The 12,116-nt window shown below is 60.2% G+C and carries 12 protein-coding genes; 9 read left to right on the top strand and 3 right to left on the bottom strand.

All coding sequences use genetic code 11. From position 1 onward, the window contains the following. Positions 1–66: 66 nt before the first annotated feature. Together VJZ71_18035 and VJZ71_18030 are read left to right on the top strand one after the other, a co-directional pair. Positions 67–2,196: a S9 family peptidase gene (locus VJZ71_18035; GenBank protein HKQ49980.1), complete on the top strand. Its 2,130-nt coding sequence runs from the start codon at positions 67–69 to the stop codon at positions 2,194–2,196. Positions 2,197–2,207: 11 nt separating this feature from the next. Then, a complete protein-coding gene (locus VJZ71_18030) occupies positions 2,208–2,945 on the top strand; it encodes a hypothetical protein (GenBank protein ID HKQ49979.1) in 738 nt (245 codons plus the stop codon). A 10-nt stretch (positions 2,946–2,955) separates the two neighbouring features. Here VJZ71_18030 and VJZ71_18025 read toward each other — a convergent pair whose 3' ends face one another. Genes VJZ71_18025 through VJZ71_18015 form a run of 3 tightly spaced genes read right to left on the bottom strand, consistent with a single transcriptional unit; the run spans position 2,956 to position 4,631 of the window. Beyond that, positions 2,956–3,399: a nuclear transport factor 2 family protein gene (locus VJZ71_18025; protein ID HKQ49978.1), complete on the bottom strand. Its 444-nt coding sequence runs from the start codon at positions 3,397–3,399 to the stop codon at positions 2,956–2,958. After that, entirely contained in the window at positions 3,389–4,159 is a 771-nt protein-coding gene (locus VJZ71_18020; protein HKQ49977.1) for a class I SAM-dependent methyltransferase, read from the bottom strand. The genes VJZ71_18025 and VJZ71_18020 overlap by 11 nt, the downstream gene beginning before the upstream one ends. Further along, on the bottom strand, positions 4,152–4,631 hold the full coding sequence (locus VJZ71_18015) for a hypothetical protein (protein ID HKQ49976.1): 480 nt from the start codon (positions 4,629–4,631) through the stop codon (positions 4,152–4,154). Before VJZ71_18015 ends, VJZ71_18020 begins: the two co-directional genes overlap by 8 nt. Here VJZ71_18015 and VJZ71_18010 point away from each other — a divergent pair. From VJZ71_18010 to VJZ71_17980, 7 genes are all read left to right on the top strand, one after another. Further along, complete coding sequence (locus tag VJZ71_18010) at positions 4,603–7,293, top strand: sulfatase (GenBank protein ID HKQ49975.1); 2,691 nt, start codon at positions 4,603–4,605, stop codon at positions 7,291–7,293. The two genes, VJZ71_18015 and VJZ71_18010, sit on opposite strands and share 29 nt — an antisense overlap. Before the next feature lie 542 nt (positions 7,294–7,835). Further along, the gene (locus VJZ71_18005; protein ID HKQ49974.1) at positions 7,836–8,453 is read left to right on the top strand and encodes a hypothetical protein; all 618 of its coding nucleotides are present in this window, start codon (positions 7,836–7,838) and stop codon (positions 8,451–8,453) included. Then, entirely contained in the window at positions 8,450–9,469 is a 1,020-nt protein-coding gene (locus tag VJZ71_18000) for a cytochrome c (protein HKQ49973.1), read from the top strand. The genes VJZ71_18005 and VJZ71_18000 overlap by 4 nt, the downstream gene beginning before the upstream one ends. Positions 9,470–9,493: 24 nt before the next feature. Continuing rightward, positions 9,494–10,921, top strand: coding sequence for a cbb3-type cytochrome c oxidase subunit I (locus tag VJZ71_17995; protein HKQ49972.1), 1,428 nt, complete (start codon positions 9,494–9,496; stop codon positions 10,919–10,921). A 15-nt stretch (positions 10,922–10,936) separates the two neighbouring features. Continuing rightward, positions 10,937–11,608, top strand: a complete 672-nt coding sequence (locus VJZ71_17990; GenBank protein HKQ49971.1) for a cbb3-type cytochrome c oxidase subunit II — start codon at positions 10,937–10,939, stop codon at positions 11,606–11,608. Next, complete coding sequence (locus VJZ71_17985; protein HKQ49970.1) at positions 11,605–11,922, top strand: hypothetical protein; 318 nt, start codon at positions 11,605–11,607, stop codon at positions 11,920–11,922. The genes VJZ71_17990 and VJZ71_17985 overlap by 4 nt, the downstream gene beginning before the upstream one ends. Then, complete coding sequence (locus VJZ71_17980; protein ID HKQ49969.1) at positions 11,919–12,083, top strand: hypothetical protein; 165 nt, start codon at positions 11,919–11,921, stop codon at positions 12,081–12,083. The genes VJZ71_17985 and VJZ71_17980 overlap by 4 nt, the downstream gene beginning before the upstream one ends. The last annotated feature ends 33 nt before the right edge of the window (positions 12,084–12,116 follow it).

Raw genomic sequence — 12,116 nt, 5'->3', positions numbered from 1 at the left:
CGTCTTGACCGACCTCCAACCTACGCCTTACCGTTCACCGGCGCGAAATTTGGAGGATCCAGTGACATGACGCCCATGCTGTACTTGCGACGAGGACGCCGGCCCCGACGATTGCTCTTGCTGGTGTTTGCCGCCTTTTCCACGCCCCCCGGGGCGGCATGGGCAAGCGACATCCTCACCCCCTGGGATGTTGCGCGTCTGCGATCCGCCGCGACGGCGCACATTTCCCCGGACGGCCGCCATGTGGCCTATACCCTTCAGGTACCTCGGGATCCGTGGGCGGAACGACCTGACGGCTCCGCCTATGAAGACGGCCCGCCCTGGACCGAATTGCACGTCCTGGACCTCGACTCCGCGCGATCCCGTCCCTTCATTACCGGCGAAGTGAAAATCGACCACGTCGCCTGGACGCCCGACGGTCGGTCCATTTCCTTCCTCGCCGAACGAGCGGGAGACCAACAACCCTGCCTTTACGCCATCCCCGTTGACGGAGGCGAAGCGCGCCGCATCCTCTCCCACCCGACCGAGATCAGCAGCTACTCGTGGAGCCCGGACGGCAAGCAGGTCGCCTTCCTCGCGGAGGAGGAAACGCCGCAAACAAAAAAAGATCTCAAGGACAAGGGATTCTCCGCGGAGGTCTTCGAAGAGGAGTTGCTATTCAAACGCGTGTGGATCGCTACGCCGGACGCCGAAAAAGACGAGCCGCGAAAACTGGAACTCGACGGTTCCGTAACGACGGTTCATTGGAGCCCCGTGGACGGCAGGCTCGCCGTGGTCATCGCGCCGACATCCCTCATCGACGACCAATACATGAAAAGCAAAGTCTGGATCGTCGATTCCGCCGACGGGAAGGTGCTCGCGAAGTTGGACAACCCCGGCAAGCTTGGCTCGGTCGCATGGAACCCGACCGGCACACATCTGGCGATGATGTCCGCCGTGGACATGTACGATCCGGCGGAAGGTTGCCTGATGGTCGCGCCGGCCGACGGTGGAGCGTTATTGAACTTGACCCCCGACTACACGGGGCATGTCACGGCCGTTGCCTGGCAGGATGCGGACTATGTCATGTTTCTCGCGGACGAGGGGACCCAAACCACATTCGGCAAGGTAAAGAAGGACCTGTCGGAGCGGAAGTTGATCCTGCCCGTGGGCGAGAACATCCTGACGGACTTCACGCTGTCCAAGGACGGCCTCCATGCCACCTTCATCGGTAATTCGGCGAAACATCCGCCGGAGGTCTTCACCATGAAACATGGCGAGGAGTCACCGCACCGCCTGACCGACAGCAATCCCTGGCTGGCGGGTTACCGACTCGCGCCGCAGGAGATTGTGAAATATTCGTCGCGCGATGGCCTGGAGATTCAGGGCGTGCTGGTTCGCCCGCTCGATGAAAAAGCGGGGCAGCGATACCCCTTAATCCTGTACGTCCACGGCGGCCCGGAGGCCCATGAGCGGAACGGCTGGATGACGAATTATTCTCGTCCCGGACAGGTCGCCGCCGCGCGAGGCTTTGCGGTGTTTTACCCCAATTATCGCGGAAGCACCGGCATGGGAACGGGTTTTGCCAAACTCGGCCAGGCGGACGAGGCGGGCGGGGAGTTCAACGACCTCCTCGATGGCGTGGACCACTTAACGAACCTTGGGCTGGTCGACGAGAAGCGCGTGGGGGTCACGGGCGGGTCCTACGGCGGGTATGCGGCAGCTTGGTGCGCGACGGCGCACTCCGAGCGCTTCGCGGCGAGCGTCATGTTCGTCGGGATCAGTGACAGCATTTCCAAGAAGGGAACGACGGATATTCCCAACGAGGATTTCATGGTCCACGTCCGCCAGCGCCCCTGGGACGACTTGTGGCACTACTTTCTCGAGCGCAGCCCCGTTTATTACGTCCAGAAGGCCCGAACGCCGATCCTCATCCTGCACGGCAAGAACGACACCCGCGTACACCCCAGTCAATCGCTGCTGCTTTATCGTTACCTCAAGGCCGTGGGGCAAACCCCGGTGCGATTAGTGTGGTATCCCGGCGAGGGACACGGGAATCGCAAGTACGGCGCGCGGCTGGATTATCATCTGCGCATGATGCAGTGGATGGAACATTATCTGAAAGGCCCCGGCGGCGCGCCTCCCGCCTACGAAATGGACTACGACCCGCCGGGTTGGATGAAGCCCGCCGCCACAACGCTGCCGGCGAAGGATTGAAGTAGCAGGCCATGAATATCTTGCGGACACAAACGTCGACGCTGATTTCCTTTTGTGCCCTGGTCTGGTCGCTGGCCTCGGGCTGCACGCCCGTCACGACCGAGCTGCACGATGTCGTCGACCCCGATTTCCGGGACAAGACCTTTGACCGTATTCTCATCAGCGCGCTGGACTCCGATCTCGCCCAGCGAACCGCAACCGAGACGATCTTTCGAGAGAAGTTCGCCGACCTGCAGACCGTCGTGGTCGGGTCACTGGACATCCTGCTCCCGACTCGCGAATGGAAAGAGGACGAGATTTTCGCGCTCATGAAGGAGCACGGCATCGACGCCGTCCTCATGATCGAGGAGACCCAGTTCTCGCAAGAGCGGCAATACGTCCCTCGGGAGACGGTCATCGACACCCACGACTATCTCTCGGGGCGATCATTCCGCTATCACCCACGCTTGGGCTACGGACGTTCGCAAACGCGTACGACCGTACGCAGCTACGGCGGATATTACGTCGATCTCCCGCGCATCCGGCACGAATTGCGGCTCTACGACGTGGCCACCAGGCGAATGGCGTACTACGCCACGAGTCTGACGGCGGGTGATTCCGACGTTTCCTTCGAGAAACTCATCGATTCCCTGGCCCGTGAGACCGTCGCCCGCCTCCTGGCGCATGGATTGATCCGGCCGTCCTCCGAATCGGCAGAGGACGGGGAAGCGTCGCAAGCCGAAAAGACGCCGACGACTTCGCAACCGTAGTCGACCGGCGTCACGAAGGGTCACCTACGGTGTCGTCGCGTACGATGACCCACTCGCCGCCGATCCGCCGCATTTGCAGGGTGAACCGCCCGGTCAGTACATCGTTCTTTCGGTCAAGGCGGTATCGGCCTGAGACCTCTGCGGCGTCCGGGGCCGTCTGTTTGACGCACAACCGTTCGAAGTTGAGCGTCCCCATCGCCTCCCGCGTGGGGTATTTTGCACGATAGCGCTCCAACGTCGCCCGCCAGCCGCGTGTCGTCCCATCGGGCGTCGCGAACTCCAGCTCGTCGGACTTCCAATAACCCTGCATGAAGCCTTCCACATCTCCGCGATTCCATGCCTCGACCTGGCGATCGAGAACGGCACAGATCGGGCCGGGCTCGCCCGAACGTGCGCAGCCCCCACCCATCCCGAAGACGACTCCGAGTACAAGTATTCTCTTGTCAATGTGCATCTTTTTTTTCCCAGGCTGTGCCCGACGGCGGCCGGACGACCCTGTCGCGCGAGGGTGATCGATGCAGGCGCATCATCAGCAGCATCGGCCAATTCAGATACTTCGCCGCGCGGGCCGATCGCGCCGCGAACGCCTCGTCCACGGCGTGCTCGCTCATGTGCTCGATCGTCAAGCCCGCTCGGACGGCGCCCGTGACGTAATCCGAGATCGAATTCGCAAAGCTCGCGGGCCGCGTATCGCGCCCGGTCGTGGGATCAACGAAACGCGCCTGCACGCCGCGAAGCATCATCGCCGGGTGAAAACTTGATATGACAACGACACCTTCCGGCCGGCAGATCCGGATCAGCTCACGGAAGAACGCCTCAAGGTCCTGAACATGATCCAACACCAAAGCACACAGGACGCGGTCAAACTCTCCGTCGCCTAGCGGCAGTGGTTGACCGATATCGTGGTGCAGCCATCGGATTCTGTCCGCCCCCGGCTTGGCCCGGGCCTTCTCCATCATCCCTTCCGAGAAATCCACTGCCGTAACGACCGCGCCCTCCGCCGCGAGCCGCAGGGCATGGCGTCCCGTCCCGCAGCCGATGTCCGCAACGCGAAGCCCCCGCACATCCCCGAGCAATTCCCTGACCCGCGGTTCCTCCAACACGATGAGTGGGTTGTCCTCGGTGTCATAAATCTCCGCCCACCGGTTATACCCTTCGCGCGTGGGTAACTGGTCAAACGGGCCTGCCGCAGTTGATGTCTTCGGGTCATTCACCTTGTTGATTCTCCGAGATCGCCGGGAAATTCACAGGGCTCACGCCGTCGATAAACGTCCTACCCACCATGACTTTGTCCAGGTAGCTTCCCTGCGTGAAGTGTGTGTGTAAAAACAAAAAACGCATTCCAAGCTCAAAAAGCTTGTGTATTGATGCACAACAGGGTAGGATACCCGCGGTTTGGGCAGTTTCACTTTTCCGCGGGTCCTGTCGATTTTTGAATCCGACACGTTCCAAGGACGAAAGTAGCGGCAAAACCATGAAATGGTCCCGGTGTGCAGGGGGTTGTATTCGCCTTCGCCATGCACTGGCCGCTGCGGCAATCGTCGGGGCCGCTTCGGCTTTTTCCCCGCCGAATTTCCTGGACGATCCCACCCCGGCCGAACTTACCGGCGGTGATTCCTTGTGCAATACCGATTCGCGTTCCAATTCCAGAGGCACGATGCCTCCAAACATACTCTTTTTCATCATAGACGACCTCAACGATTCCGTGGGCTACCTGGGCACACGGCCCGGCATTCAGACGCCCAACATGGACGCGCTCGCGGCACGCGGCGTTCGGTTTATGAACGCCCATGTCAACGCGCCACTCTGCAACGCCTCGCGTGCCAGCTTTTTGACGGGACTCCGCCCGTCGACGACGGGAGTTTATTCCAACGCCGACCCGTGGCGGTACACGTTGCGCGACCGGAAGACGATGCCGGAGTACTTCAGCGCCCACGGTTACCGTTCCCTTGGGATGGGTGGCAAGCTCTTCCATTACGCCGATGCCGCATCCTGGAACGAGGCCTTCGAATGTGACATAGGCCCCCAGCCGGCGACGCTACCCGCCCATGGGATCGCGGGCCTTGGCTATATCGACTGGTCGCCGTTGAATATCGGTGACAGCCAGATGGGCAATGCCGTGGCGGCGGCACATGCGGCGCAGTACGTAAGCGAATCCCATTCACAGCCCTTCTTTCTCGCGGTTGGTTTCGGTAAGCCACACTACCCCTCGTATCTGCCCCAAAGCTACTTCGATCAATACCCTTCGGAAGATATTGTCCTTCCGACCATCAACGAACAAGACCTCGACGATGTGCCGCCCACTCCCGGCCTTAACGGCCAACGCGGCATCTTCAACACGCTTCGCACAAACAACGCGTGGGATGACGCGGTTCGAGCCTATTATGCGGGTGTTTCCTTCACCGATACGCAAATCGGCGTCATACTTGACGCGTTGGATAACGGCCCCCATGCCGCCAACACCATCGTCGTCTTGGTGTCCGACAACGGCTACCACCTCGGTGAAAAGCTGCTCTGGGGAAAGTACACCCTCTGGGAGGAGTCCTGCCGTGTCCCGTTGATTATTGCCGGGCCAGGCGTCAGCGCAGTCAACCAGCCCTGCAACCGCGCAGTCAGCCTGCTCGACCTCTATCCTACGCTTCTCGAACTGACCGGATTGCCACCTTATGCCGGGCTGGAGGGAGCGAGCCTCGTTCCCTTGCTTGCCGATCCTGAGGCCGCCTTCGATCATCCCGCCATCACCACCCTGGGCACAACGGGACAGACGGTCAGGACTGATCGCTGGCGGCTCATTCGTTACGCCAACGGGGGCACTGAACTCTACGACCATGACGTCGATCCGCACGAATGGACGAATCTCGCGGAGGACCCGGGCCATGCGCAAATCAGGGCCGAACTGCTCGCGCTTCTCCCTGAAGTTGCCCCGACGACCAAAGCACCGCCTCGTACTTTGCTTGTCAAGGCGGATGCGACGGGCAACGGCGATGGAACGAGTTGGGGCGACGCCATGACCGATGTACGTATGGCGCTGGATATTGCCAATGCGTCCACATGGTATCCCCCGCAACCGGTCGTCAAGGAAATCTGGGTCGCGGAAGGGACGTACACGCCTGATATCGCCGGCGGTGACCGCGAAAAGACGTTCAGAATTTTCCGGGGCGCTTCCCTTTATGGCGGATTCGGCGGATGGGAAACCTCCCGTGACCAGCGACAACCAATGGTTCACCGGACAATTCTCAGCGGCGATCTGAACGGAGACGACGGGCCCGGCCAGACCAATCGCTCCGACAACAGTTACCACATCATCAGCGCCGTCAATGCGGTGAGAGATTCCGTCATCGACGGCTTCCATATTTCCGGCGGCAACGCCGATACCCCCCCCTATCACGCCCGGGGGGGCGGCGCCGTCATGGATCACGCCTCGCCGATATTTCTCAACTGCACGTTTGCGGACAATCATGCGGAATACGGGGGAGCCTTCTTCAACAACGGCGGCAATAATTCCGTCACCATTCCCCTCGTTATCAACTGCGTCTTTGCCGGCAATACCGCCGACATCAAGGGCGGCGCGATCTACAGCCAATCCGATTACCTCAATCCCATCAACTGCTATTTCGGAACCTTTGGATTTACCAATCCCAATCTGTTCAACTGCACCATTGTCGGGAATTCCGCGCCGGTTGGTGGCGGCCTCAGCGCGGACCCCTTCTGCAACTCGTTTCTCTACAATTGCATCCTTTGGGGCAACACCGACGCGAACGGTAACAGCCATTTCGCGCAGCTCGTCGGCGGTTACATGTACACCCGGTACACCTGCATACAGAATTACGTCACAACTCCCTACACCGGCCCCAACAACATCGCCGGAAACCCGCACTTCGTGGACGAACTTGGTCCCGACGGCCTGGCGTTCAACGGCGACGAAGACCTTCGCTTGCAGTCCGGCTCGGCCTGCATCGATGCCGGAAACAACGCCGACGTGCCTGCGGACACGATGGACTGCGATCAAGACCTCAATACGTCGGAACCGATCGCGATCGATGGCCACGGCGCCAACCGCTTTGAAGACGACCCGCTCACGCTCAACGTCAACAACGCTCCGCCACCGGTCGTCGACATGGGCGCCTTTGAATACTTCAATCCTCAAGCTTGTCCCCTTTCGGGCGACGCCAATCGGGACGGCGCCGTGGACGGCCTCGACATCCAAGTGCTCGTCGATTGCACCCTCAACGGCTTTTCACCATTGGCCGACTGCACTTGTGCGGACATCAACCAAGATCAAATCACGAGCTTGGTGGACATCGATATCTACATCGAGATGATCTTGCCCGATCCTTCCGATCCATAATAACTACGACGGTTAAACTTGAGCCCTTCGTTTTCGGGAATCCGTGACCACCGCGTCTTATCCCGCTTTCACTCGATTCGGCGGTAGGCGGGGCCTTCATTAGGGCTCAGATTCGCGCACCTACAAACAAAGGTGCCTTGTAAATGCTGCCGCGCGCAGGAGACGAACTGCGGAAAAATCCGCATTTACTGCGGATTTTTTCGCAATCCACGGCCGACTGTCCGGTGAAGCTGCAAGTCGGATTTCATAAATCCCCAATGCGGCGATTGCCATCGCAGGCTTGGGCCTGTTCATCGACTCTACCGCCGTATTAATGAGGAATTGCGGCCCGTACCAAGGTTGGCAACCCGGGCGGTGCCCTCCTTTGCCCCGAGACGTGCCACGGGAGACCTTGCCCCTGGCATAGCATTTGCTTAATGGCTGACGCGTTCGGGTTTCAGCCGGTTCAACGTTGTGATTTGTGGTCGCCCGAAACGCCGAAATCGCGGCGGAATTAGATTGAGCTGACGGCCCTCCCGTGGCATAGTTGGTGTGCATAACGGATGGAGCGAGATTCGCTACAACTCGAACTTGACCGGCTCAAGCAGCAGGTCGCGGCCATTGAAGGTCAATTGGCGACGGTAGGTCCACGCGAGGAGTGGCCCCCGCGCGGTTACTACACGACGTACCACGTCCTGGCGGGTATGGTGCTGGGCCTGTTTGCCGCGTCCGCCAGCCTGCTGTTTAACATCGTTGGCGCGGCGATGGTCGGCCGGCATCCCCTTGAACTGATCCGGGTGTACCTCACTTTTCCGCTGGGCGAGAAAGCCCTGGAGATCCAGAGCGGGTTTGTGCTGGCCGCGGGATGCTGCCTGTACCTGGGAACCGGCATGATCGGCGGGATTCCCTTTCACCTGATCCTCTCGCGGTACTACGGAACAGACTCCGGCACCCGGCGATTCATTGTTGCCACGATCCTGGGGATCGGCGTCTGGCTCTTCAATTTTTACGGCGTTCTCTCGTGGCTGCAACCGCTGCTGATCGGCGGCTCGTGGATCGTCGATCAAATTCCCGTTTATGTCGCCGCCGCCACCCATGTCGTTTTTGGGTGGACGATGCTCCTGGTGGATCAGTGGGGCCGCTTCGTCCCGCCCCCGACCTCCGCAGCGAGGGCGACATGACCATCCCTGCGAAACTTATCTTGCCGCTCTTGTTGCTGCTCGGATTCGTCTCCGCTTGCGACTCGCGCACGGACGTCGATACGGCCCGTCCTGCCAAGTTCGGCTTCCAGACGAGTATTCCGAAATCGTTGATGGAAGAAGGCCACCTCGCCTACCAACGCTATTGCACCGGCTGTCACGGCGAAGCGGGCGACGGCCTTGGCGAGGCCGCCGCGTTCCTGAGCCCGCGGCCACGCAACTTCGTCAACGCCGCATTCAAATTCAGCTCGACCCGCTCGGGTCAACTCCCGACCGATGAAGATTTGAAGCGGACGATCCGCACCGGTCTCCGCGGAAGTGCGATGCCTTCATTTCCCCTCCTGCCCGAGCGGACCGTCGATGCGCTCGTGGCCTATGTCAAGACGCTTTCGCCCAAATGGCAGGAGCGCGAACCGGCGGCGCAGATTCCATTTGTTGCAGATCCCTTCAAGAGTGTGGACGACCGGGCGACGTCGATTGCCCGCGGCGAGGCGGTCTATCACGGCTATTCGATCTGCTGGTCCTGCCATCCCTCTTACGTCCCGGAAGCCAAGATCAACGAATACGTCCAGTCGTTTGGCGGCGCGCCGCGGACCGAGTTTCGAGGCGATCTTCACATTGCAGAGGGGAAGCCGAACGATGAAGGCGAACTGATCTATCCACCCGATTTCCGCCGGGATTTTGTCCGCGCGGGGACGAGCGCAGAGGACCTTTACCGCAGTATCGCCAGCGGCATCACCGGCACGGCCATGCCCACCTGGGTCGATTCCATCGACATCCCCGGCAAGAAGCCCGGCGATCCGCCGCTCGTCTCGCAACAGGATCTCTGGGCCATGGCGTACTACGTGAAGAGTTTGATTGAACAGCGACCGGCGCTCTTAAAGCCCGGCGAATTTGCGGTCCGGCCACGGCCCCGCCCGATTTACTTGCACGGCGCGCCGCCGCCCGTCGCCGAGCCGGCGACGTCACAACCGGCGGACCTCGAAATGGACTTTTGACGAAACGAGATTGAGATTCAACGAATGACATCCATAAGCGTAGCGGCCCCGCCCACCACTCTTGAACGAACGACCGCGGTCGAACTCGTGGACCGCCCCCTGGTCCTTTGGCACCTGCTCATGTCGCTCGTCTTCCTGGCCGTTTCCATCCTGGCCGGGTTTCTATTCTCCCTTCAGTTTCTCCGTTGGTATCCGTTGGAGGGCATCGAGATATTCTCGCCGGGCCGATGGCGAATGATCCATACCAACGGCGTGGCCTATGGCTTTCTGGCCAACGCCTTTCTCGGCGGGCTCTATTGGGCGGTTCCGCGGCTCACGCTCCAGCCTGTGCTGAACAAAAAACTGTCCTGGTTCATCTTTTTCACGTGGCAAACCATCGTCCTTGTGACCGCACTGGGCCTGTCCATCGGACATGCCCAGGCGCTTGAATGGGGAGAGACGCCGACTTATGTCGACCCGATCGCGCTCGTCGGTCTTATTCTTGTCGCCATCAATTTCTTGACGCCGATCGCCAGGGCCGAAGGTCCCCTCTACGTCACGCTGTGGTATTTCATCGCGGCGTTCATCTGGACGGTGCTTGTCTACGCGATGGGTAACTTCCTCCCGCAGTATTTCGTCAGCGGCGCGGCGGCCGGGGCCATTGGTGGACTCTTCATCCACGACCTCGTCGGCTTGTTCGTCACACCGCTGGGCTGGGGCCTCATCTATTACCTCGTCCCCATCATTCTCAAGAAGCCCATCTGGAGCCACGGCTTGTCCCTCGTCGGCTTCTGGGGACTGGCGTTCTTCTATCCTCTCACAGGTATCCATCACTTTCTTTACAGCCCGATCCCGATGTTCCTGCAACATGGCGCGGTCATCACGACCATTGCCATTGAGTTGGTCGTTACAACCGTGATCATCAATTTTTTCTTCACATTAGCCGGTCGCGGCGACATGCTTCGCACCAACCTGCCGATCCGCTGGTTCTACACCGGTATGGTTTTCTACTTCACCACCTGCCTCCAGTGCGCGTTTCAGACGACGCTCACGTTCCAGAAGATCATCCACTTTTCCGATTGGGTGGTCGGCCACGCCCACCTGGTCATGTTCGGCGTCTTCGGCTTCTGGTTACTGGGCATGATGGTCTATCTCATACCACGCGTCAGCGGCCGCGCCTGGTACAGTAACGCGATCAACAGTTGGCATTACTGGCTTACGATGTTCGGCACGTTGATCATGTTCCTCGATCTCTTGGTCGCCGGCCTGGTGCAGGGTTTTATGTGGCGTGACCTCGCTCCGTGGGAAGACACCCTCGTGGCCTCAATGCCGTTCTGGCTGGTGCGCACGATCAGTGGAACGATGATCCTCATCGGCCAGTTCATGTTCTTCTATAACGTCTGGATGACCCTGCGGCGGCCCGCGCCGTCGCACGCACCTGAACAGCCGCACATAGAGCTCGCAATCAGTTAAAGGAAGTACGCCGACATGTTTGAATCAAAAGCCGGAGTCTTCTTCATCGCGGGCGTGGGCTTTTTCGCCTTGTCGTTTCTCGTCATGGCGGTGTTGCCCTGGACGATCTACGCCGGAGAGGCTGAGCAGACCCTCGAACAGATGGCCGAGCGCGGGATTGTTCCCGAGTTCGTGGACCTCGCGGAGCGCTACCCGGAAAAGTTCAAGCAGTACTTCGGCGAGGTCAGTTACGCGAGCTTTGTTGAGGCCCTCAAGCTCGGCCATGCTACGTATGTCGCCGAGGCCTGCTGGCACTGCCATTCGCAGTTCGTTCGCCCCGTCTCCAATGAGGATCTTCGTTGGGGGCCGGTCTCTCACGCCCTCGAATACCAAAACGAAATGCAGCGACCGGTCCTCTTCGGGACGCGCCGCGTCGGTCCCGACCTGTCGCGCGAGGCCGGTGTGCGCACGAATGACTGGCACGTCGCGCATTTCTGGAAACCCACGGCCGTGGTGCCCACGTCCGTCATGCCGTCGTATCGCTGGTTCTTCGACGCTGAGGGGTATCCCAACAAGCGCGGAATGGCCATTATCACTTACGTACAGTGGCTCGGGAGCTGGATTGAAGAATACCCCTATTTCCACGGCGAGGGACCGACCGGTCCGGTGGAACATGAGGGCGCCCATCCGCAGGGGGTGAAACCATGATCCGGCCCAGAGAATCTCGTGCGAAGCGCATCGTGCTTTGGACGATTGCCATTTTGATCCTGCTGCCCGCGGGCTACGGCTTCGCCGAGAAGCTGATGCTCTTCATCCTCGCGGTGCGCCGCGATCTGATCGGCGGGTTCACCATCGTCCCCGTCGTGAACTATCTGATCGTCACGGCCGGCATGGTCTGTCTGCTGCTTTGGGGAATCGCGCACGGCATGTTCCGCGACGTCGAACGGGCGAAGTACGACATGCTGGAGCGCGAGGAGCAACTGGAGGCGGATGAGCGCGACTCGGGGAGGACGACGCCATGAACGAACCGATTGAAACCTCCGCCCAGGAAGACAAGCAGTTCCATACCTACGTTACGCACCGCATCCCCTGGTACGTCCGCGCGATGTGGATCGGCTTCTGGATCGGCGCCATCTGGTACGTCGTCAAGTTCGCGATCCCAATGGCGAAAAACTACTTCTGATCCCCAGCCACAGGCTCACGGCTAAAGGCTAAC

The organism is Phycisphaerae bacterium (assembly GCA_035275405.1).
GTDB lineage: Bacteria > Planctomycetota > Phycisphaerae > UBA1845 > UTPLA1 > DATEMU01.
The sequence above is the reverse complement of the archived record's forward strand: the minus strand, read 5'-3'. Positions and strand labels throughout refer to the sequence as shown.